The sequence below is a fragment of the Bradyrhizobium sp. WU425 genome (assembly GCF_021052305.1).
Classification (GTDB): Bacteria; Pseudomonadota; Alphaproteobacteria; order Rhizobiales; family Xanthobacteraceae; genus Bradyrhizobium; species Bradyrhizobium canariense_D.
Genome location: NZ_CP088089.1, coordinates 3,024,684 through 3,046,810 on the forward strand (window position 1 = coordinate 3,024,684; position 22,127 = coordinate 3,046,810).

Sequence of the window (22,127 nt, forward strand, 5' to 3'; positions counted from 1 at the left end):
CGAACATCCGTTCCAGATTGTCCGAAGGCAGGGGCGAACATCTGTGTCGATTTCTCGCTCGATGCGGAGCGGTCGCGCCGCCATGTGGCCGGCAACACGAACTAGTAGTTCGGCCTGACCTACAGCAGCTTCAAGCACGGATCGACACTGCGGCCGGCCGCGGCATCAGAGCAGTTCCGCAAGCATGTGCGCCGCGCGTGCTGCGCCGCCGCTTTCGACCGGTTTAGAGAACGTCGGCTCGGTCAGAGCTCGGATAGTCGCTTCAGCAATCATCTCGGGGGTTGAGTCCGCATAGTTCATACGCCGGCCGGCGCTATAGCGATCCAGTCGATATGCCACATGGTAGGTCTGCTCGAAATGATTCTGCAGCGGGAAATAGATGAAGGGGGTGCCGGCCGCTGTCAGCTCCATGCATGTCGTAAGTCCGCCCTGCACGATGGCCAGGTCGCAGGCTGCGAGATGTCGGTCAAGATCGGCCACGAATGATCGAACTTCAACGCCGGCCGGAGCGCTCAATGTCGCCGGATCAATCCGGGGACCGGCGATCACGATCATGCGCAACTCCGGTATCCTGGACCGTACCAGCGGATAACTCTCCAAAACGCGCCGGATGAGCGGCGCACCGACGCCTGAACCGCCCACCGTGACGATGCAGACGCGCTCCCCGTCTCGGTAGCCGAGCCGTCGTCGAAGCTCGGAGCGCGGCCCGAATGTCTGCGGGTGTTCACCGAGAATGTAACCCGCGAACTCGAAGTGCTTAGGCACCCAGTTCGGCATTTCGGGAAGATCCCTACCGAACGACCGAGGAATGACGTCGTCCGCGTTTCCGACAAAGATCGCGCGATCACGCACGCCGGGATGCCGTTCGACATGCTCGATCATCTCGGCATTGTAGTCGGTTGTCAGGAATGCCTCGTGTTCGCCACCTGAGGGCATCGGAACGAACCCGACGAAGTCAGTGAACCACACCAGCGGTGCCCGTTTCAGTTCGGGATGCTCGTGCCAGTAGTGATCGATGTCCCACGCCTCGTCGGCGATCACGAGGTCATAACGCAACTCCTCGACGGCATCCTGAAGTGTCATGAAGTTGGCGATCAGCACTTCGTCCATTCGGCGAATCGCTTGAAAGGCATGCAGTTCATGTTCGCCGGATTCCATTTCGATATGGCGGGTTTCACTGGCCAGGCGACCGCTGAGCGGATGAACGGTCTCGCCACTCGCTTCGAGCAACCGGGTGACCGGATCCTGTGCCAGCCAGTCGACCTGCAGATCAGGAAGCACGTTACGCAACTCCCGCGTGATGGCGATGTCCCGCCGGGCGTGGCCGAGCCCGATAGGGGAGGATAGGTAGAGGACGCGCTTCGGCCCTGGTCCTGTTCGCACAGGAGGCCGTTTAGGTCGGGCACTCAGGCCGAGCCGGCGCTGGAGAAATTCTGCAATCAGGGTGTTGCACTTCGCCGGAAAGCGACCGAGTGGATTGTGGCCTCCTCCCTTGATGGTCGTTAACTCCGCACCTGTCAGGTCGGCCACGATTTGAGCTCGCGCATGTGGCTGGATTCGATCGTCGTTGCCATGGATCATCAGGACCGGGCAGCTGATTTTGCGATACATGGCCTCGCTCGCATCAAAGGCCGGCGGTATCGTCCGCGCGTTCACCGTCCTGGCGAGGATGGATCCCGTAGTCTCGCTGGCCCAGCCAACGGCATCCTCGATTTGCTTAGTCGAATGTGGCTCGGAGAAGATGGAGCCGACGAAGTAAGCCGCGAAATCCTGATAGTTCGAGAGCCAGTAGGCGTTGTTGTATTTGTCCCAGTCCTTGAACTCTGCGCGCCTGGCCTGAAAGTGGTCCGGCGTCATGTAAGGATAGGCGGGCCCTACGCTGGCCGATGTACCGACCAGGATCGCGGCCTTGACGCGTTCCGCATGGTGAGCCGCGATCACAGATGCGATCATCCCGCCGAGCGAGAGGCCGACAAGAATGGCAGTGCCAGCTCGTGCCGCATCCATGACGGCAAGTGCATCTGCGACGTAGTTGTCCAGCGTATAGGCCGCCACTTCGTCCGGCCGATCGGATCGGCCATTGCCTCGGCTGTCATAAGTGACGCAGCGGAAGCGCTCGCTGAACCAGGGCAATTGCGCTTTGTAAACCCGGGAATGAACGATGCTCCACGGTGGCACGAAGATGATAGTTTCCGGGCCGCTACCGTAGATATCGTAGTGAAGCTTCACACCGTTACGTTCAACTATTCCTTCGAAAGCTGGAAGCTTGGCGCGCATGTCAGCACCTCATTTTCGGTGAGCGCTCTCGACGATCCGAATAAGATCTCCAAAGCGCCGAAGAGCCGGCCGGACAGGAACGCCTTTCTTTTCCAGTCCGAGCAGGTAGTGGCTCTCCGCGCCGATAAAGGCGTGGGCGACCAACGCGGCGACCTCCTCGGCCGTGAAGGGGCCGAGACCACCGAATTCGCGCTCGGCGCGGCGGGCGAGGTCTGTGATTAGCTTGATCCAGCCCATGATGCCGGCCTGGACCACTTTTGCCACGGGGCCGTCACCCCAGCTGGCAGCCATTAGCTCCTGCAGCACGCGAACGTATCCCGAGGCTATGTCCTCGTCGAGATAGTCGCAGGCACGGTCCCACTGCTCGGACAGCTTTAGCGCGGAATCTCGAAACAGTGCGTTCTGGCGGTCGAGCAGCTGCGAGTTGAGGTACTCGAACAGCGCCAGCATCATCCCTTGTTTGGAACCGAAATGATAATGGATCTGGCTGAGTGGGACACCAGCCGCCGCAGCAACATCGCGGGTGGACAGCTTGGCGTATCCTTTTTGCCTAAGCACCTTCTTTGCCGACTCCAGCACTACCGTCCTGGTGTCTGCCTTCACGCCGTTTCGCGGCATCCGTGTCCCCAGCTTCCTTGACTACAGCATGTGATATTCGGTCGATCGGCCGAATATCGGGCGCGCCGTGGTCACAGTCAACAAGAGACGGCCTGCTTGACTCCGCGCATCATCGCGCGCATAATTCGGCCGACCGACCGAATTTTAGATCTGACTGTTGTTCAACTCGAAAGCCAGAGAAGGACTGAGTCATGCGCGCAGTAGACAATGACAGACTTGGCGCCCTCGTCGGAAAGATGCTGGGGGACTTGGGCGGGGCCTTTAGTGTGCCGACCGCTGGGATCGGCTTCCGTCTCGGCCTGTTCGACGCATTGCACCGCGACGGCCCCGCGACTGCTTCTGAACTCGCACAGCGAACCGGCCTGACCGAAAGGTGCGTCCGTGAATGGGCCTTTGCACAGGCCGCGAACGGCTACATCACCCTCGACAAGACAGACCAGCGGTTCAGCCTGACACCTGAACAGGCAATGATCTTTGCCGTAAAGGACAGTCCCGTCTACTTGGAAGGCGCTTTCGACCTTGCGGCCGCGATGGTGGAAGGGCGACCGATGGTCGAATCCGCATTCAGAAACGGGAACGGCGTTGCTTGGGGTGAAAGCTCCGGCTGCCTGTTCTGTGCTGTTGGCTCCTTCTTTCGTCCGGGTTATGTCAACAACATCGTGCAGTCTTGGCTACCGGCGCTGGACGGCATGCCCAAGAAGCTCTCCGAGGGTATCAAGGTAGCTGACATCGGATGCGGGGTCGGCTTTTCAACCTTGCTGATGGCGAAGGCGTTCCCGCAGAGCATATTCGTCGGCTACGATTTCCATGCGCCGTCCATTGAGCAGGCCAACGCACACGCCATGGCGCACGGTCTCGCCGACCGCGTCCGCTTCGTGACCGCGCGCGCCAAGGACATCGCTGAGCGAGACTTCGATCTCGTCACCATGTTCGACTGCCTGCACGACATGGGTGATCCCCGCGGCTGCGCAAGGCATGTGCGGGCCCTGCTTAAGCCCGGTGGTTCCTGGATGATCGTAGAGCCGATTGCCGCGGATGATCCGGTCGACAATGTCGGCAATCCGGTCAGCCGTCTCTACTATAATGCATCGACGATGATTTGCGTACCGACCTCGATGGCCCAAGAAGTCGGCGAAGCACTCGGCGCGCAGGCTGGAGAGGCAAAGCTCACTGAGGTGCTGAAGGAAGGTGGCTTCCGTCAGGTCCGTCGCGCCACACAGGGTCCCTTCAATATGGTGCTGGAAGCGAGGCCATGAAAACGTGGCCGGCATCTTGCAGGCGCGCCGCCCGAATTCCTTGATCCGTCCTTTCTGTTGCTAAGTTGGTCAGCTTCCGGTCCGTCTGCGAGCTCGGAGGCGATCCGCTCTTGGGCAGATGCTGACGGCAAAGCCGCTGAATGCGTACGCACCTTAGTAGAGCCGCGCAGCTCTGGCCGCGCTGCTCCGCTTCAGAGCAGATCAATTCCGCACTATCGGGGCCTGGCGAAGTGCGCTCCTGCCGATCTGCTTCAGCCCGTCAACCGACGTCTCGCCCTTGCTGGCAGCTTCGAGGATCATGGAAGGCCACGTGGGTGCGGGCAGAGCTCTCGTAGCGTGACACGCTTTCGCACACCTCGTGGAGGACCGCGCGCAAAAGCGCGGTGGTTTCAGTATCCAACATTGGAGGTCTCCCCAGCGAAAGCAGCATTCTGCCTGAAACCGCCCGGCCGGGGACACGCAAGTTGCGGCCAACGAAGAAATCTGCGGAATGACTGCGAATTGAGCGTGGCACCGCCATTTGGGGGGCTGGGGGGCTACAGGGCGGAGCCACGCAGGCCGTGCATTCGCGCGGACCCGCCACACCAACGGCATCCGGCCGAGCCCGTTCCACTGCCTGAGGTAAAGTCCGCGCGCAGCGAAGGACCTAGGGCTCCGGAGGCCGCAGCGGGCCATCCGCCCACTTGCGGGCATCCGGGTCGTGTAGCGGGTCATCGTTGCAATTGGTGCACACGTACCGCGGTCGCCGTTCCGAAGCTTCGTCGGACACAGCTTTCATCGGCTTGCCGCACCCCGGGCACGCCTTCCGGACCGGATGGAGCATGGCCATCTGTTTTCCCCTGCGATGGCACTCTAATTCAGCCGAGATCGCGAGCTCAAGCTGGCCGATAAAAATTAGGTCGGGTTCACGCACTGTTGCGCGCCGTCTTGACTCCGTCGCGGCACAGCACTCAACTCTGGGCAGTGATGTTGAGGGGTGTGTCATGGAGCAGGAGTTCTACCGAGGTCTGGCCGAAAGGGTCCGAGGTATGGCGGAGGAAGCCGATCCGTTCACCCGGCGTCGTCTCCTAGATCTCGCCAAACGGTATGACAGCAGGGGCGGTCAGCCCTCGGTATCCGGACCGACCCGCGGCCGCTGCCGACGCCTCGCATGACGCCGCCTGCAGCGACTTTCTCTGGGCCCGGCGAGGCGTGACGCCCACACCCGTGTCGTTCTTGATGGTGCCGCACCGCGCACTCGATAGAGCCTGGCGGCCGTCCTGCAGTGCGCGAAGGGATCTGCCGACGGACGCTTCCCCAGGACCAAGCTCGGCTACCCAGCCGGTGGTCCTGGCCTCACCTGCGAGGATTTGATGCCGTGAGCGGGTGCGGCATCGCGTTTCCCCCTGAACGCAATCCTAGCGGCTTGGACGGGGTGTGGAGAGGCGCCCCCCTTTGCACGGGAACGAGCTACCGCGTAGGGCAACCTTCCGGCAGGTTGTCCTCGGCTTTCCCGCGTAGGCGCGTGAGCTCCGACCACGCCAGGGCGGCGGTGATCCATCTCTGCCGTTCTAGCCCATCGGCTTCGGCGGCAAGCTTCATTGCCGCGACGGCCTCGCGCTCGGAGTCGTACGAGGATTCCATGTACCCAAATATAGCTGCAGATCGTAAACGATCACGCACCAGTGGGACCGTAGCAATCCGGGGTCGGCACCATACGCCGGGACTGTGTAGCCGTCCGATACCCCGCCCGATGTGCCCCATTCCTTAGCCCCGCATCCTAAGAAGTGCGATGCGCTCCCGCTCCTCGCTCGTCAATGTCATGATTGCCGCAGACCGCCTGAAGCGTAGATGCGATTGCGCAGGATACGTCCGTTTTCCATTCGAAGTGTCGGATGACGGTCTCGCGGTTGAACGATCCCGCCATGCTGATCAGTTGAAGCGAGCCAACCATTTGCTCGACCCGGTCCGCTCGTCCCAAAGGCAGGAGCAAGCGCTCACAATCGATCGTATGGCCCCCGCTGTTGTAGGTCGAAAACACGTTGTAGATGGCGCAGCCGCTGGACACGCATTGTTCGGCGGCAGCTAGACCGAACTCCTTCAACGCCGGTGGCAGAACCTCTTCCATCGATTTTCCGGCCCAGCTCGAATTGAAGACCTCTCCTACGCTGGCGCCTTGGTAAAGCGCTCGAAACGTGTGCCCGTCTGCCCGGCGCTCAACACTCCAGATGATCAGTTGTTTTGGGTCATGCAGCCGCGCTTCCGGCCTGAACTGATCTAGAGAAGGGAAGCGCAGATTGCCGGCCGTGCGTGCCCAAAACCGGCACATGGCCTGCTGACTGATGGACTTCACATCGGCGAAAGAACCGTCTGTGTATTGCATGGCCCCTCAAACCTACACGTCACAGCGTTAACGAGCCGTAGTTCGACCAGCCTTCAGCGCTAAACAAGCGGCGAAGATGGCTCAGCGGTGGCGCCTTGGCAGGGGCCTGGCTGCGCCACATTCGTAGCGCTCGCGCTCGGCAGCCGCTGCGCGAGCGCCCCTGCAAGACGACTCAACTGCACCGACACTCCCGAAAAGCTCGTGAATTGCTTGTCTTTCAGATATCTCACGCCGAGCGGTCCCGATATTGTGGGGCCTGACGGGACTACCTCAACGGCTCACCACGAGAAGAGATGTTTCAAGACGCATCGGATCTGGCCGCGATGGCCGAGGTACTAGGCCGATCGAGCGACTACCGGGTGCTGCGGCGCCTGGTACCACGGCCAAGGTCGATGCCGGCCTCCGGACAGGAAACGAGAATCGGCATCCTGCTCGACACCGAAACCACCGGCCTCGACCACCGCAAAGACGAAGTCATCGAGCTCGGCATGGTCAAGTTCGCCTACACGCCGGACGGGCGCATCATTGATGTCAGGGACACGTTCTCCGCCTTCAATGAGCCGTCCAAGCCGATCCCGGCCGAGATCACGGCGCTTACCGGCATCACCGACGAAATGGTGGCCGGCCACAGCATCGACGAGGCCGCCGTGAACGCCTTCGTCGATGATTCCGTGGTCCTGGTCATCGCGCACAACAGTGGATTCGATCGGAAGTTTTCCGAACGCTACTGGCCCGTCTTCGAGCGCAAGGCGTGGGCATGTTCCGCGACCGAGGTCCAGTGGCGGCAGCACGGCTTCGATGGAGCGAAGCTCGGCTACCTTCTGAATGGCGCCGGCTATTTTCACCAGGCGCACCGCGCGGTTGACGACTGTCACGCGCTGCTCGAGATCTTGGACTTCGACCTACCAACGACCGGCGCGCCCGCGCTCGCCGTCCTGCTCGAGACCGCACGACAGAAGACCATCCGGATCTGGGCCGAACAGTCGCCGTTCGAACTCAAGGATTCGCTGAAGCGGCGCGGCTATCGCTGGAGCGACGGCACGGACGGTCGGCCAAAGTCCTGGTATGTCGACGTCTGCGAGTCCGCGCTCGACGCGGAGCTCGCATTTCTCCGGTCAGAGATCTATCTCCGCGACGTGGAGCCGCGGCTGCAGACGCTGACCGCTTTCACGCGCTTCTCCAGCCGGATCTGAGGTCGGCAGCTCGGGAAGAAGCCGCCGCCTGCGCATCAGCGCCCGAGACGCTTCTCGACCCGCTTACGGGAATTGCCTACTTTCTTGACCGCCTTCTTGACCGCGGGCGCGGACCGTCCGGTCTTCTTCGCCTCATAGCCGACTTCGTGCTTCTGCCCGCCCGCGACGCGCGCCCGGTCCTGCTTACGTCCTCGCGCAGTCTTCTTCTTCGCGGCTGCCATCAAGTCCTCCTTCTGCGAATCTAATGGCAATGCAACGTTGTAAGGATTCGCAGGTTCCGGAACGGTCCCTCTATCCGAGCGCGACGGCGGGCGGCAACCGGGATGGACCGGCCTGCATCGGCGTAACTCGACAGGTGTATCTAGCCCCTCCTGTCGCGGCTGCTTCGATGCTTTCCAAGAGTGGTCGCGCCAAGCCGAACCAAACGAATGATGTCGTCAAGAGGCAGCACTGTTCGGCATCATGAGGCGAGGACGCAGACCTCGCGCAGTACGCGACGGCGCCAGCTGCCATCTTGTAGTTGCCCTGAGGACCCCTCCACCCAAGCCGACGGGACCGGGCAAACTTGGAACTTCTCGGACCAGCACCTGTTGTGCCGTGCCACTATTGGAGGACGACATGAACAATAAATTTCTTCTTCTGCTGACGGCGGCCTCGCTACTCGCCGGCCCGTCGTTTGCGCAAAAGCCGCCGGCTGCCGATCGGCCCAACAATAATGCGGTCAACAGTTCTGGCCAGAACAATTCCAGCAAGCCGGTTGCAGGCGCCAACAGCTTCACCGAGGGCCAGGCCAAATCCAAGATCGAGGACGCGGGCTACACGAACGTCACATCGCTGAAGAAGGATGACAACGGCGTTTGGCGCGGAAAGGCCAGTAAAGGCGGCGCTTCATCCAATGTGAGCCTGGATTTCCAGGCAACGTGAATGCGGCGAAATAACCTGCGCACCAAAATTGAGAGGGATTCAAGATGACCGTAACGATTTCACGTCTCTACGACAACTATTCCGATGCGCAACGCGCGGTAACGAGCCTGGAGTCTGCGGGCGTGCCGCATTCGGATTTGAGCATCGTCGCGAACAATTCGGACAACTGGTACAGCACCGACAAGAAGGTCGATCGCGATCGCGATGGGGTTGACGATCGGGCGGAAGGCGCGGCTACGGGAGCGGGCCTCGGCGCAGGTCTTGGTGGCGCGGCCGGCTTGCTCGCGGGCCTTGGTTTGTTGGCTATCCCCGGCCTCGGTCCGGTAGTGGCGGCCGGATGGCTCGCGTCCACCGCGCTCGGAGCCGTTGCCGGCGGCGCGACGGGCGGAGTCGTCGGGGCGTTGACGCAGGCTGGCGTATCCGACGAGGAAGCACCACTCTACGCCGAAGGTGTGAGGCGCGGCGGCACGCTGGTTTCGGCTCGTGTGCCGGATGCGGACCGCGCGCGATACGAAGCGATCCTGAACCAGTCCGCCGTCAATCTGCGCGACCGAAGCGCTGCCTGGCAGAAGGCCGGGTGGAAGAGCTACGATCCCTCCGCCAAACCTTACGGGGCGGAGGAGGTCCGCAGAGAACGCCAACTCTACGGCACCCGAATGCGATGAATAACCGCGGCCCGCACACCAGGCGGGCCGCCATTTCTTGCGCAGGATTACCCATTATCGAACTCAGGAGCCGAAAATGAGCCGCGGAATGCCATCGATGACCGCCCTCTTGGGTATGCTCGCAATCGCCGGTTATCAAAATCGGGACAAGCTCGCCGACATGTTTCGCAATGCCACCTCCGGTCAGCCGGCGGGTGCCAAGGATTCCCTGAGCGGCATGCTCGGCAATCTTGGTGGCCTTGTGGGAGGCGGTGGCGTCGGTTCGCTGCTGAATGGCGGGATCGGCGAGTTGCTCGAGCACTTCAAGCAGAACGGACAGGGCGACGCGGCTCAATCCTGGATCAATCAGGGGCCAAACCGCGAAGTCACTCCGCCCGAGCTCCAGCAGGCTATCGGTCCGGACGTTCTTCAAAAACTGGAGCAGCAGACCGGCCTGTCTCAGCAGGAGATCCTCGACCGATTGTCGCGCGAACTTCCGACGGCCGTGGACAAGTACACGCCTGACGGACGTCTCCCGGCGCAATCGGCGGGATAACACCACAGCGATCGAGGGAGAGACATGAGCATCATCTGGACGATCATCATCGGTTTCATCGCAGGCGTTATCGCGAAGTTCATCATGCCTGGCGACAACGAGCCCTCGGGTTTCATCCTAACTGCGATCCTGGGGATAGTGGGTGCGTTCGTTGCGACCTATCTTGGCCAATCACTGGGCTGGTATCGGCCCGGAGAAGGCGCAGGACTAGTGGGGGCAGTGGTAGGCGCCATCATCGTGCTTCTCGTCTACGGTTTTGTGGCCGGTCGCAGCCGCCGGGCCATCTAACCAACGAACGGAACTCTTCGCGTTAGCGGAGAATTCGCCCGGCGCGAAAGGCGATCGGCACGATGAAATGGATGCTCGTTGTCCCTGGTAGGAGGCATGACCCCGGTCAACACCAACCTGGTTTTCGACAAGTTCGCCGATTGCCTTGCCGCCGAGGAGCAGATGCGAACGGACGCTTTCGAGGCCTGGGACCGATGGGCCGCAGCCAACATCGAGCGACGGCGCGAATACTCAAAGGCGCGACCTTCAGGCCAAACGGCTGCTCAGCAATATCGGTACGCGCGTTCCTCATGCCAGCGGCGACCCACGCCGCCTCAGCAGCAGAGCAATCCGACACCTCCTCAAGCCGCGCCCGCGCCGCAGCCAAGTCCGAAAACGTGAGGTCTGACCGTTCGGAGCCGGGCGGTCGCGAACCAATGTTGCTGCTGCTTCGCATCACTTTTCACCGCCGTCGGTAGGCTGAGCTCCGGCTTAGTGTGCCAGCGCGCGAGTGGATGGAAGCTGACCCTTTTGGGTTAGACCCCTTAATGCACCCGAACAGGCCTGGGGCCTCCTCGCTTTGCCGCGCCTGACGCCGAAGGTTCTGCGGCCCATCACCTCTGTCGTCCAAACTTTAGCAATTTTTGCATATCTTTTTCACGGTCTGGTCGACTTTGCTGTTCTCCTGATCGATCTTGGCGTCACTATCGTGTTGATCAGTCGTCGTCGGCCGACCGATGCCGCCCGCGGCGGCCCCTTGGTTATTGGCAGCAGGCGTTCCGGATGAAGCTGCGGTTCCGGCAGCATTGGTGCCGGGGCTTGCGGCATTCGCGCTGTTTCCATTGACCGCTCCCTGATTGAGCCCGGATTGAGGAGCAGGAGTACCATTGGCGATACCGGTTATCGCATTGGTGGTGCCGGTGGTTGGATTGGTATTTGCATTCGGGACAGTAGCCGACGGGCTTGCCGTCCCGCCCGAGTTCGCGGCGCCTGCGCCTCCTGTACCAGACGGAGATGCTGCAGTCGAACCCCCTGCACCTGCAGACGACGACGCACCGCCAGCGCTTCCACCGGCAGATCCGCCGGCACCACCGCCGCCGCCTCCGCCACCCCCACCTTGCGCAAATGCTGCACAAGGGATGACGAGAGCTAAGACAACTGCAATGCCAAAGCGTTTCATTGCGCGACTCCTTTAGCGAAGAAGCCACGCTGCTGCGTTTCGTTCCTAGGCGTTGGGTCGAGCCGATGCTTTGGGGCGCCCTTCCAGCAGGGCCAGGCCAGTAACCGAACCATAGGGGAGACCGAGCGTTATCGACATTATGTCAGACGCTTTCGACTACTTTCGGGCTTACGCTGTCCGAGCTCTATGCAAGGCCCGATCCATGCCGCACGGCAGGATGAAGCATCTGCAGCTGCTGGCCGGGCGGATCTATAATCTTCTCAAGAAAGAGGCCGCTTACGGCCCGAATGCGCAGCACCTTGAAGACTTCCGGGCAGCCCAGAGGCTGGAGAGGTCTCTCGACCGTCCGCCTGGCCAAGGCTCGGGCGCTGGGACTTGCTTTAGTCCGCCGAGGTCGCAGGACGCGGGACGGGAGGCTTGTTGAATGCCTTCCCTCGACACCCGTGGTGTAGCAAACCTGCTGCGGGAATATGCGCAGCGCACCGCCTTGCGCGGCGGCAACCCCTACCGGGCAAAAGCCTATTCCCGGGCCGCCGACAGCCTGGCAGCCCTTGCCGTCCCTCTGCATGTGCTGATCGCTGAAGACCGGCTCAAGGAAATCCCCGGCGTCGGCGAGGCGATCGCCGACATTATCGCCAAGCTTCACAAGACGGGCTCTCATCCGACCCTGGAAAAGCTCCGGAAGGAGATACCCGAGGGCGTGCTCGAGATGCTTTCTGTGCCCGGTCTCCGCCCCGAGAAGGTGCTGCGGCTTTACAAGGATCTCGGTATCACCTCGCTCGCCGAGTTGGAGGCCGCCGCCAAGGACGATCGCATCAAGAAGGCCAAGGGACTGGGCGCCGCGCTGCAGACCAAGATCCTCCAGAACCTGGCCATCGCGAAAAGCGGAGAAGGTCGGCTCCACCTGCACCGTGCCGCCGTCCTGCTGGCACATGCCAAGGATTCGATCAGAAAGTCCCAGCCCGAGCTCAAGCGCGTCACGATCGCCGGCGACTTCCGTCGCGGCTGCGAACTCGTCGGCGATCTCACCATCGTTGCGGAAGCACCGGAGGCCGCCAAGGAACCGAAGCCGTCGGCGGCGGACGGACTGCAAATCCGCTTGTCCGACCGCAATCGCTTCGGCGCCGCCCTTCTTTTCGGCACCGGCTCAGCCGCTCACATCGAGAGGCTCCAGGCTTTGGCCGCGGAGAAAGGAATGCGGCTGGAGAGCGACGGGCTGCACAAGGGTCGCACCCTGATCGCCGGCGACGAGGCCCAGATCTATAGTGCCCTCGGCCTGCCGTTCATCGATCCTGAACTCCGTGAGGGCCGCGGCGAGGTCGAGCTGGCGCTGAAGGGCAAGTTGCCGAAGCTCGTCACTGACAAGGACCTGCGCGGAATCCTTCACTGCCACACCGATGCCTCCGACGGCACGGAGACCTTGGAGACGATGGCCAAGGCGACGCGCCAGCGCGGCTTCGAGTATTTCGGGGTCGCCGACCACTCCAAGTCCGCGCACTACGCCGGCGGTCTCTCGGAGGAAAAGATCGCGCAGCAGCACCGGGACGCGGACCGGTTGAACAAGCGCTTCGGCAAGGATTTCCGGATCCTGAAAGGCATCGAGTCCGACATTCTGGCCGACGGCTCGCTGGACTATGCAGACGACGTGCTGCAGCGCTTCGACTTTGTGGTCGCGAGCATCCACGGCCATTTCAAACTCGACCGCAAGGCGCAGACGCAGCGCCTGCTTCGGGCCATCTCCGATCCTCACACCACCATCATCGGCCACATGACCGGGCGCCAGCTGCAGCGGCGACCAGGCTACGAGATCGATGTCGACAAGGTGCTGCGCGCCTGTGCCAAGCATGACGTCGTGGTGGAGATCAACGCCCATCCATGGCGCCTCGACCTGGATTGGCGCTGGCACCAGGCCGCCCTTGAGTTCGGCTGCTTGATGAGCATCAATCCGGACGCGCACTCGATCCCCGAGCTCGACCACATGCACTGGGGCGTCGAGATCGCTCGGAAGGGCGGTGTCCCCGCCGACCGGGTCCTGAACGCGATGGCTCTTCCGGAGATCACGCGCTACCTCCGCCAGAAGCGGCGCTCGTTCGCCCGGGCGGCCTGATGCAGCAAGGGCACGGCTTCTCGCTGGAGGGCACCGTGGTCGCAGTTGCCGCCGATCGCGATCACCACTTCAGCAAACCGCCGCAGGACCGGATCATGCTGGTGGAAGGCCATGGCGTCGAAGGCGACGCCCACGCCGGCGCGTTCGTCAAGCACCGGTATCTCGCCCGCCGGCAGCCGCGCCTACCCAATCTCCGGCAGGTGCACCTCATCCCGGCCGAGCTCTTTGCATCCCTTTCGGATGCCGGCTTCACGGTCGCAGCGGGGGACCTGGGCGAGAATATCACCACTGCCGGTCTGGACCTTGAGCGGATGCCTCTCCGGACGCTCATCGAGCTTGGACCAACGGCGATCGTGGAGCTGACCGGCCTCCGGACGCCTTGCGCTCTGATCGACCGCTTCCAGCCCGGCCTTAAGCAACAGGTGCTCTCGTCGGCGGAAACGGGCCCTCCGTTCAAATCTGGGGTGCTGGGCGTGGTACGGGCCGGCGGGATGGTCGCGGCTGGTGATACCGCGCGGGCTCGCCCTCCGTCCTCCTCGTTTCGGCCTCTGCCGGCCGTGTAGAAAGATGTCAATCGGCGTTCGACTGGGACCCCCTATCGGCATCCAAAAGGGGCTCTGACGCATATTCGATGATCGTGATTGTGTTTATGGCGCGCCAATCAGCCTAGCCTGAAGGAGATCGAGCTTAGCGCGCCCGTACATTTGCCGTTTGACCAGCTTGAGCTTGGTGATCTGAGCTTCCACTTGGCCATTGGACCATGGTTGCGTGATAGCCGCGTGCACCGCGCCCTTATCGTTGGCAATGCCATTCGCGAACGAGGCAATGAGGCTCCGCTTGGAGTCATCAATCCAAGGTTCGAGCTCCATCTCGGCCTTCTTTCGGATCATCGCGTGGAAGCGGCCAACGAGAGCTTGGGCATCGGCCAGCATAGGAACGTTTTGTTCGATGACCGCAAGCGTGACGGTCTCGGCTTTGGTTAGGTGGTCGCGCTTCGTCGTCATCAGCTGCGCTATCGTCCTGGCGGCGGGGACCTTCTGCAATTGTTGATGGCTGATAGTCTCGGCACGTCGCCGTCGCGTCGCCCATTCCGCCACGACGCGCAGCGATCCCTTGAAGCCTTGTCCCTTCAAGCGGCGCCAGAGCTCGGCACCGTTGCGACAGCCGACTGACCACTGCGCGTCCACGAACGGCAGATGCCCGTCCAGGGTGCTTTGACGGGTGCGGAACATATCCGTACCGCCGCCGCGGCTAATTTGGCGAACCAGATTGCGACTATGTCCTGTGCGGCGGACGATCTCCTTGAGCGACACACCGTCGCTGACGAGAGCCGTAATTACGGCATGGCTGTCCTGCCGCCGCAAATAGCCCTGATAGCGCAGCTTTTCCGCACAGGTCAGCAATTCCGGGTTGATCGTCGTCGCTCCAATTGCGGTTCGGATTCTGTTCATGGAGCGGCGCACCGCATCAAGGAAGGCCGCGCTCGCATTTTCCATCAGATGCCAGCGGTCGGCGACTTGGATGGCGCTCGGCAGCGCCTTGGCTGCTGCCTCGCCGTATCCACCACCGCGATCTCGCGACACAATGTTGATCGCTGGGTGCTTCGATAGCCACGCCCGAACGGTCGCAGTTTCCCTGTCGGGCAGCAGGGTAACGATCCCCCGGCGCTCCAAATCGCACACGATCGTCCCGTATCGATGATTTCTCCGGAACGCCCAGTCATCGATGCCCACAACAAGCAATGGATCTGTCGGCATCGCCGTCCGCCGGCGGACCACCCGCAGCAAGGTATCGTTGCTGACGGGCAGCATGAGCCGCTTGGCGAAGCTTGCCGCCGGCCGGCCGCCGAGCGCCAACCCCAAGTGATGGACGATGTATTCCAACCGTGCCGTCCGGCGCCGTCGAAGCGGGACGATGTCTTCTCCAAACCGCTCCGCGAAGATCCGCCGGCGGCAATGCAGCACCTCACATGTGAAGCGCCGCGTGAGCAATCGGAGGCGCACCCTTCTGCCCGCTGACGGCAAATCAGCCACGTGCCGGATGTATCGGCTATGGATTCGGCGCGACGCTGTCACGCACAAAGGGCATTGGGCCTCCGCAGCCTCTGACCGAACAGCCAGAATAACCGAATCCATTGAGTCACTTACACCATCAAACACCAAACCACTCGGTACTAGCGATGAGATTTGAAAGCCCGTCCGCATGGAGCTGATTCTCCGTTTGAGAACCACAGTCGCCCGGCAAACTTCATCGGAAATGAGTCAGCCCCCGATTGGATGCCGATCACCCCGAAAACGGGGTCCTTATTCCATGCCGAAACACAACGTGTCGCGGGTATTTCCGTTCTACTTCCGATTTTGTTGCAAAAACAGGACGCGACTGTGCAAGCGCGCATCCCGAGCGAGCGCCTAGCGATCCGCGGCGCTCTACCCACGCTCCGCATGTGCGCCGGCTTTCGAAAACCCTGAATTCGCTGGATAGCTGATTACGCCCGACGGACAAATGGCCGATTGACGAGCTGAATTCGTTAAGAAGATCAGATTTTGAGTCGCTTGGCAGGCTGCGGATCTGACGCCTGCAGCACAAGGGTGGGCACCATGCCCGGTATCGGTGTGGCGCTTACTTCCCTACTGCTGGCTGGCCCGGGGCCCGCTGTAGAGGCGGGCGGGGCTTGGCTAAACCAGTGGTGCCGGAGGTAGGCTCGCCATGAGCTGTGGTGGTCTGGACCCGCTCAAACGTCGTGAGGAATGCCGCGATGGACGCCACTATCACGGCAATCGCGAACAACAGGATCACAGGGCCGGGTTTCCGCTCAGTACTCATGAGCAACTCCACAGACGGCCTGGCAGCTGAGCAGCCCCCAACTAAGCTCCGCAGCGGCGTCTTAGCTTTCGCTCGAGAGCTTCGGGCCGAGTGCTCTCCAAATATCGTCGTGAGCTTGCACAGCGCGGAGGATAAACCGGTTCAGATATTTGTCGATAAAATCGGGCCGTTGGTTCAGATCTCTTGCCTTAGGTAAGCGCGGGTGCTCCCCGCGAAGCGTCATGCCAATGGTGGGCGGCTGTTGGACCCAATGTTCTTAGCGCCATGAGGAAACATGCGTTAGGTTTGAAAAAACCCACGCCATGGCGAGGCAACCCAGGTCGCCCTCCAGGCCGAGGTCAGCCCTCATTTCAAGCGCATCCCGAAGCCTACAGCCAGGACTTCCAGTCGGTCTGACTGGCCACTTGCTACCATTCGGGATCGTCGAGGCTGCCATACTCCCGCACGATGTACTCCCGCGTGAAGCGCTCGACCGGGCTCCAGTGCTCGCGAATGACGATTGTCGGCGTCGGGGGCCTCCAATAGTCGGGATGGATGACTATTGTCGGAGACGGCGGGTAGACATAGGGCGTATGAACACGCCAGCAAACCTCTCCCCTACACGCAATAGCGGCGGAGGCGTCCGTGCTGGAGAGCGCAAGAAGACCGGCAGCAACGCTCGCGGCTAGAAGAGCGTTCCTGCCCAATGACCGGTTCAGCTCGTTCATGTTTCCCTCCTCAGTGACAGCGTTTCTTCTTCGCTGTCTCAAAACAAACCCCGCCAGAAACCGCTTAGTTTCAAGCTTCGAAGATTAAAACTCGCCTGTCTTCGAAGGCACCCATCAAGTCTCGCAACCATCTGGCATGATTTCATTCCCTTCCATCTACATCGCGAAGTGAGCGGTGGGCTGCAGCCTGGCAGGCCGGCCGCTCTTATCCCTCGGCAGCTGTTCGTTATCCACCGCTGCCTTATTCGTGCGGAGCGCATCGGCTGTTAAGGGTTGATTTAGTTCCCGGCATGATCATTGGCGACCGCAAAGGGGCCTGAGCAGGCAATTGCACCATGCGAATACCTTGGAGAGGACCGTGACCGTCGCGGATCAGGGCAGTGGCGAGGTCGCGACACAGCCCGTCACTCTCGATCACCTTGATTTATCGACCTCTACTCGAGCCGAGGTCCTGGCGCTACTGGCGCCAAGCGGTCACTCAATACCCACTACTTGCTTCGTCGTGGCCGCCTTGGCGGGAGGCTTCGGATTGGGCTGGGCTGGTGCGTGGTACGGTCCTGCAGCTATCTCGGCTCTCAACCCAGCTGCTCAAACGGCTTCGCGTCGCATGCCGGATCCAAGGGCAGGAGGTAAGTCCGAAAGCGCCCGGAAGATTGGGTCAGTGTCAGCCTCGCGAACAGCGCCTGGTTTGGGGCAACCCTCCACAGTCATCGCGAGCGTTGCTCCGAAGCCTCTGGCCAAAGCGTCGAGTGGGGCGCAAACGGCGGAAACTTTGAATCCAGCTTCTTCCGCTGTCGACACAGAGGTGTCTGTGACTGGCTCGCTTGCGCCTGAGGGGCCGCTGCTGTCGATCCCCGAGACAAGACCAACGACCATTGCAGGTTGGGCTGTGCTTGACGTTCGCGGCGGAACGGCGGTGCTTGAAGGGCCCGATGGGGTTCGAATGGCAGCACGGGGCGATGTGGTCCCCGGCGTCGGGCGGATCGACTCTATCGTGCGCTGGGGCAATCGCTGGATAGTTGCGACTGCGAGCGGATTGATTGCGACGCCGTAAGAGGCGCGCATAGTGTTACGAAAAAGCGCGCAAGCCTATCAAGGAGACAAGCGGGCACGGAGAAGATAGGCCGTCATCCTGTCGCGCGAATCCGCACAACTCTCAACTGCCAAGAGAGGTCTGGCGAGACCTCCTCGTGTAACCATCGTATAGGCCGCTGGCTAGAACTTTCCCGCTGCAGGCCGAGACGCCATGGTCGGAGTCAATTTAATTGTCTGCGACAAATTGAATGCCGTTCTCCACTGCCAAGGCAGCTAGCGTGTCTCTCCCGGGGGCGCAGGGTCAGTCAGCGATCCGTTGGGGCCAACAAGACAAGGTAGGCTCGTCGGCGGGAACGCGATCTTTTGTCAATTTCTCGATTATTATCTTTATTATCCAATTATAATGCCATATATTAAATCACGTTTAATTAAGACATTTAATTTGGGCCTCATTTTAGCTCTGACACTAGGAAATTCGTACGCATACGACGAAGGCCGCCTGATTGACGCATGCGCGCGAGCGCGACGAGCTCTATGAAGGGCGTTGCGTGAAGATCAGGCAGCCTGCTGATCGGCGGGAGTGTCGCCTTGGCGGAGGAGCTTCCATTCCCAGGGCAGCAGTTCGTGCAGACTCGATACGGGAAGATCGGCGATACGGGCGACGATATCGGCGAGCCAGGCCTTGGGATCGACATCGTTGAGACGACAGGTGGTGATCATCGTCAGCATGATGGCGGCGCGGTCGGCACCGCGCAGGCTGCCGGCGAAGGTCCAATTGCGCCTTCCCAGGGCGATGCCTCTCAATGCGCGCTCAGCACAATTGTTGGTCAAGCAGATCCTGCCATCATCGAGAAAGCGGGCGAAGTCGTCCCAGCGCCTGAGCATGTAATTCATGGGCTTCAGGACCTCGGAGGAGCGCGAGAGGGGTTCGCGCTCGAGGAGCAGCCAGGCATGCATGTCCTCGAGAAGCGGCTTGCTCTTTTCCTGGCGCACGGCGCACCGCTCGTCGGCGCCGCAGCCGTTGATGGTGCGCTCGATCTCGAACAAAGCGTCGAGGCGTCTGACCGCCTCCAACGCGATCGGCGAGACCGGTTTGCCCCTGTGGCCTTCCCGGGCGTTCTTCTCGATGTCGGCCAGCTCGAAGAAGCCCCGCCGCGCATGGGCGAAGCAAAACGCCGGCGTAATCGGCAGCACCTTCTTCTGCGGATCGAACAACGGCTCGAAGCCGTTGTAGCAATCAGCTTGCAGGATACCGGCGAAGGCGGCCAGATGCTTCTGTGGATGCTCGCCTCGACGGTCGCTCGAGGCGTAATAGACCGCCGCCGGTGGCGCTGGCCCGGCGAAGGGCCGGTCATCCCGCACATATGTCCAGATCCGACCGGTCTTGCACTTGCCCTTCGCCAGGATGCGGATGGTGGTGTCGTCGCCATGCAGGCGCTCGGCAGCAAGCACATGGCGTTCGATCAAGTGGAAGAGCGGCATGACGGCGAAGGTCCCGTGGCCGACCTGGTCGGCCAGCGTCGACAATGGCAGGTCGATCCCCTCGGCCTTAAAGCGCGCACTCTGGCGATTGAGCGGGATGTGCATGCCGAACTTGTCGAACAGAATCGTCGCCAGCAATTGTGGGCCGATGAAGCCGCGCGGCGTCGCGTGGAACGGCGCCGGCGGCTGGCTGATCTTCTCGCAATCGCGGCAGGTGAACTTCTCGCGCACTGTCTCGATGACCTTGAAGCGGCGCGGGATCTCCTCCAGCGTCTTGGTCACATCCTCGCCGATCTTCGCGAGCCGCGATCCGCCGCAGCAGGCGCAGCTCGTCGGAGCCTCGATAACGATGCGCTCGTGTTCGATGTCGTCCGGCCAGGGCTTGCGTACCGGCCGCTTGCGCGTGAAGGCGCGCACGCTCTGGGTCTTCGCCGCCGCGGCCTGAGCCGCAAGCTCATCCTCGCTCGCCGTGGTGGCGAGTTCTTCGAGTTCCAATTCCAATTGTTCGATCAGACGCGCCGTGCGCTCGGAGCGCTGCCCGTACAGTTCGCGCTTGAGCTTCTCGATCCGCAGCTCGAGATGCGCGATCAGCGCCGCGTTGTCCGACAGCTCCGCCCGCGCACTGGCAGCCACCGCCTCGGCGAGCAGCCGCGCCTCACGCTCGCCCTGCAGCGCCGCCAGGGCACTCACAAGGTCCGATGGAAGTTCGTCCGGCTTCGATATCATGAAGCCATTGAATCAGATCAAGCAGCAGATTCAAACCCAAAACGGCTATCCGATCCGCGTCGGACGCTGGGCTTCTTGCGGGTTGCGCCAATCGATTCCGGACAACAGGTAGCTCATCTGCGCCGGAGAGATCGTCACTGCTTCGCCGGCAACCGAAGGCCAGATGAACCGCCCTCTCTCCAGTCTTTTGGTGAACAGGCATGCTCCCTGGCCATCGTGCCAGATCACCTTCACAAGATCGCTTCGGCGACCGCGGAAGACAAACAGATGACCGCTGAGCGGGTCCTTGCGCAGCACCTCCTGCACCTGGAGTGCCAGCGTCGGAAAGCCTCGCCGCATGTCCGTGTAGCCTGTCGCAAGCCACACGCGCGCGCCCGTCGGAACCGGGATCATCGGCGCACCAGAGCCTCGAGAACCCGACGCAGGGCGTCTCCATCAACGTCGCCGTCGACCCGAATGCGGTGCCCGCTACCAAGGTCGATCTCGATGATGCCATGGCTCTTCCGTCGACGCGCCGCCGTCGTCGTCAATGGCGCTTCGGCCACCGCCCGCGGCGGCACAGACGACCCAATCTCGACCGGCACGAACGGCGCTATACTCGCTTCAGCGTGCTTGCAAAGCTCTTTGCGCCACCTAAACAGCTGGCTCACATGAAGGCCAGCCATGCGAGCCACCTCGGAAACGCAGGCTCCGGGCTCGAGCGATGCTGCAACAAGCCGTTCCTTCTCATCCTGCGACCACCGGCGCCGCCGCTCGACCGACGTGATCACCTCCGCCCTCGAAATCGTCATAGCGCTTCTCCTAGGATTACCCCTAGGACCTGCAGCGTTCCCGTCCGTCAAACAAGGCGGCCCTCAACGCAGGAATACGGAAATTCCTGCAAGGAACCGCGTGCATTTGAGGAGAGGACAATGCCTCAACGTGACATCAGGCTCCCGACCGAAAGCGACATAGGCAAACTTGAAACGATGGTCGTGAAAGTGCCCAGCGCAGAGATTGCTGCTCAATTCGGTCGAAGGCCCGCAGCACCGCCGGTTGAGTTTCTAAAACTGTTATTGACGAAGCCGGAAAAGTTAAAGCGCAACCATTCTGGTCCGGACCCTGGCCCCTCAGGTTTTGATTGGCCCAATGATTAGAGCTGCGAAAAGAACGGAATCGGCGGATCGCCGGAGAGGCGCGTCTGGGGCGCCGGTCGGCTCGAAGCAGCGCGCACGGATCGATTTCACAGCGGCAGCAGCACTAAAAAAATGGCCTTCAATTGGAAACCAACGCGCAGCGGCATCGCTTGGTCCTTATCTTGTAATCGAGGGCACTTTAGACGCATGCATCCGGGGTTTCTTCGCGAAGCCCGCCAGCCAGCGTCATCTCTACGAAATACATACTGCCCCGCAAACGCAAGTTATTACCGCCGTACTGGGCCCAGAACAGATAGCCGAGATCGCTCGGCTGCGGGAATTTCCTTAAGGCAAGCAAGCCCCTGCCGCTGCCGCAAGGGCGTTGAAAGTGGGTTGGCTTATGTGAACCAACTCTTCGGTGACACTGGAAGGCACGCACCATCGCCGCCGAATCATTACCGATGCGTGATTTGCGCTCCTCGGACCTTGGAGGACACTATGGATGAGAAGAACCCTCGTTTGAAACAAGTTGCAAGACTGGGTTTGATCAGCTTCGGCCATTCGAAGGCAGATTGCACCATTCGCAGCATATCTGCGTTCGGCGCAGCCCTCGATCTTGCTGCAGATGAAAAAATTCCCGACGAATTTGCGCTGACTGTCATTCCCGACGGTGACCGGCGCCGCTGCGCAGTTGTCTGGCGTAAAGAGAAACGAGTTGCTGTCGCGTTCTATTAATTAATGCGTCACTCAATTACGGGCCGGAATGCCGATCCCGATCATCTAGGCAGTGTACCCAGCTGTGGACGCCCCCGAGATGCAAGCGATTTTTGAAGAAGATCGGCGTAGTCGGATGCT

The 22,127-nt window shown here is 61.4% G+C and carries 20 protein-coding genes and 3 pseudogenes; 12 read left to right on the forward strand and 11 right to left on the reverse strand.

Translation table 11 applies throughout. From position 1 onward, the window contains the following. Window positions 1-165: 165 nt before the first annotated feature. Together BcanWU425_RS14290 and BcanWU425_RS14295 are read right to left on the reverse strand one after the other, a co-directional pair. Window positions 166-2,277: an alpha/beta fold hydrolase gene (locus BcanWU425_RS14290; RefSeq protein WP_204511734.1), complete on the reverse strand. Its 2,112-nt coding sequence runs from the start codon at window positions 2,275-2,277 to the stop codon at window positions 166-168. A gap of 9 nt (window positions 2,278-2,286) precedes the next feature. Continuing rightward, window positions 2,287-2,880 (reverse strand): TetR/AcrR family transcriptional regulator, encoded by a 594-nt coding sequence (locus BcanWU425_RS14295; RefSeq protein WP_204511733.1) that lies wholly within the window; start codon window positions 2,878-2,880, stop codon window positions 2,287-2,289. A 206-nt stretch (window positions 2,881-3,086) separates the two neighbouring features. Here BcanWU425_RS14295 and BcanWU425_RS14300 point away from each other — a divergent pair, with 206 nt between their 5' ends. Further along, window positions 3,087-4,151 (forward strand): class I SAM-dependent methyltransferase, encoded by a 1,065-nt coding sequence (locus tag BcanWU425_RS14300; RefSeq protein WP_204511732.1) that lies wholly within the window; start codon window positions 3,087-3,089, stop codon window positions 4,149-4,151. Between the two features lie 201 nt (window positions 4,152-4,352). Here BcanWU425_RS14300 and BcanWU425_RS14305 read toward each other — a convergent pair. Next, window positions 4,353-4,554 (reverse strand): annotated as a pseudogene (locus tag BcanWU425_RS14305) (hypothetical protein). Window positions 4,555-5,134: 580 nt separating this feature from the next. On the opposite strand from BcanWU425_RS14305, the pseudogene BcanWU425_RS14310 reads away from it, so the two are divergent. Beyond that, window positions 5,135-5,346, forward strand: a pseudogene (locus BcanWU425_RS14310) (hypothetical protein). Between the two features lie 564 nt (window positions 5,347-5,910). Here BcanWU425_RS14310 and BcanWU425_RS14315 read toward each other — a convergent pair. Further along, window positions 5,911-6,513, reverse strand: coding sequence for a hypothetical protein (locus BcanWU425_RS14315; protein ID WP_204511731.1), 603 nt, complete (start codon window positions 6,511-6,513; stop codon window positions 5,911-5,913). A 293-nt stretch (window positions 6,514-6,806) separates the two neighbouring features. On the opposite strand from BcanWU425_RS14315, the gene BcanWU425_RS14320 reads away from it, so the two are divergent. Continuing rightward, window positions 6,807-7,706: a 3'-5' exonuclease gene (locus BcanWU425_RS14320; protein ID WP_204511730.1), complete on the forward strand. Its 900-nt coding sequence runs from the start codon at window positions 6,807-6,809 to the stop codon at window positions 7,704-7,706. Between the two features lie 35 nt (window positions 7,707-7,741). Here the strand turns inward: BcanWU425_RS14320 and BcanWU425_RS14325 are convergent, their stop codons facing one another. Then, on the reverse strand, window positions 7,742-7,927 hold the full coding sequence (locus tag BcanWU425_RS14325; RefSeq protein WP_106946902.1) for a DUF3606 domain-containing protein: 186 nt from the start codon (window positions 7,925-7,927) through the stop codon (window positions 7,742-7,744). 397 nt (window positions 7,928-8,324) lie between these two features. Between BcanWU425_RS14325 and BcanWU425_RS14330 the strand changes: the two are divergent. From BcanWU425_RS14330 to BcanWU425_RS14350, 5 genes and pseudogenes are all read left to right on the forward strand, one after another. Beyond that, window positions 8,325-8,644 (forward strand): annotated as a pseudogene (locus BcanWU425_RS14330) (hypothetical protein). 30 nt (window positions 8,645-8,674) lie between these two features. Beyond that, window positions 8,675-9,295 (forward strand): general stress protein, encoded by a 621-nt coding sequence (locus BcanWU425_RS14335; RefSeq protein ID WP_204511729.1) that lies wholly within the window; start codon window positions 8,675-8,677, stop codon window positions 9,293-9,295. A gap of 76 nt (window positions 9,296-9,371) precedes the next feature. Then, a complete protein-coding gene (locus BcanWU425_RS14340) occupies window positions 9,372-9,830 on the forward strand; it encodes a YidB family protein (RefSeq protein WP_231190556.1) in 459 nt (152 codons plus the stop codon). 24 nt (window positions 9,831-9,854) lie between these two features. Beyond that, entirely contained in the window at window positions 9,855-10,118 is a 264-nt protein-coding gene (locus BcanWU425_RS14345) for a GlsB/YeaQ/YmgE family stress response membrane protein (protein WP_204511727.1), read from the forward strand. 96 nt (window positions 10,119-10,214) lie between these two features. Continuing rightward, complete coding sequence (locus tag BcanWU425_RS14350; protein ID WP_231190557.1) at window positions 10,215-10,499, forward strand: hypothetical protein; 285 nt, start codon at window positions 10,215-10,217, stop codon at window positions 10,497-10,499. 232 nt (window positions 10,500-10,731) lie between these two features. Here the strand turns inward: BcanWU425_RS14350 and BcanWU425_RS14355 are convergent, their stop codons facing one another. Then, window positions 10,732-11,277: a hypothetical protein gene (locus BcanWU425_RS14355; RefSeq protein WP_204511726.1), complete on the reverse strand. Its 546-nt coding sequence runs from the start codon at window positions 11,275-11,277 to the stop codon at window positions 10,732-10,734. Window positions 11,278-11,701: 424 nt separating this feature from the next. On the opposite strand from BcanWU425_RS14355, the gene BcanWU425_RS14360 reads away from it, so the two are divergent. Together BcanWU425_RS14360 and BcanWU425_RS14365 are read left to right on the forward strand one after the other, a co-directional pair. Further along, window positions 11,702-13,384 (forward strand): DNA polymerase/3'-5' exonuclease PolX, encoded by a 1,683-nt coding sequence (locus BcanWU425_RS14360; RefSeq protein ID WP_231190558.1) that lies wholly within the window; start codon window positions 11,702-11,704, stop codon window positions 13,382-13,384. Further along, a complete protein-coding gene (locus BcanWU425_RS14365; protein ID WP_231190559.1) occupies window positions 13,384-13,947 on the forward strand; it encodes an MOSC domain-containing protein in 564 nt (187 codons plus the stop codon). Before BcanWU425_RS14360 ends, BcanWU425_RS14365 begins: the two co-directional genes overlap by 1 nt. Window positions 13,948-14,031: 84 nt before the next feature. On the opposite strand, the gene BcanWU425_RS14370 is transcribed toward BcanWU425_RS14365, so the two are convergent. The 5 genes from BcanWU425_RS14370 to tnpA all read right to left on the reverse strand — a co-directional run bounded on the left by BcanWU425_RS14370 (window position 14,032) and on the right by tnpA (window position 20,948). Then, on the reverse strand, window positions 14,032-15,588 hold the full coding sequence (locus tag BcanWU425_RS14370) for an ISL3 family transposase (RefSeq protein ID WP_204511724.1): 1,557 nt from the start codon (window positions 15,586-15,588) through the stop codon (window positions 14,032-14,034). A 1,026-nt stretch (window positions 15,589-16,614) separates the two neighbouring features. Beyond that, window positions 16,615-16,914: a hypothetical protein gene (locus tag BcanWU425_RS14375; RefSeq protein ID WP_204511723.1), complete on the reverse strand. Its 300-nt coding sequence runs from the start codon at window positions 16,912-16,914 to the stop codon at window positions 16,615-16,617. Between the two features lie 1,590 nt (window positions 16,915-18,504). Further along, complete coding sequence (tnpC, locus tag BcanWU425_RS14380) at window positions 18,505-20,157, reverse strand: IS66 family transposase (RefSeq protein WP_231188506.1); 1,653 nt, start codon at window positions 20,155-20,157, stop codon at window positions 18,505-18,507. Window positions 20,158-20,202: 45 nt separating this feature from the next. Further along, a complete protein-coding gene (gene tnpB, locus BcanWU425_RS14385; RefSeq protein ID WP_231188510.1) occupies window positions 20,203-20,550 on the reverse strand; it encodes an IS66 family insertion sequence element accessory protein TnpB in 348 nt (115 codons plus the stop codon). Then, window positions 20,547-20,948 carry an IS66-like element accessory protein TnpA gene (gene tnpA, locus BcanWU425_RS14390; RefSeq protein WP_204513673.1) on the reverse strand — a complete coding sequence of 134 codons (402 nt, stop codon included), beginning with the start codon at window positions 20,946-20,948 and terminating at the stop codon, window positions 20,547-20,549. The genes tnpB and tnpA overlap by 4 nt, the downstream gene beginning before the upstream one ends. 120 nt (window positions 20,949-21,068) lie before the next feature. Between tnpA and BcanWU425_RS14395 the strand changes: the two genes are divergently transcribed. Both BcanWU425_RS14395 and BcanWU425_RS14400 read left to right on the forward strand, forming a co-directional pair. Next, on the forward strand, window positions 21,069-21,293 hold the full coding sequence (locus tag BcanWU425_RS14395; protein WP_204511722.1) for a hypothetical protein: 225 nt from the start codon (window positions 21,069-21,071) through the stop codon (window positions 21,291-21,293). Between the two features lie 477 nt (window positions 21,294-21,770). Then, a complete protein-coding gene (locus tag BcanWU425_RS14400) occupies window positions 21,771-22,007 on the forward strand; it encodes a PilZ domain-containing protein (protein ID WP_204511721.1) in 237 nt (78 codons plus the stop codon). The last annotated feature ends 120 nt before the right edge of the window (window positions 22,008-22,127 follow it).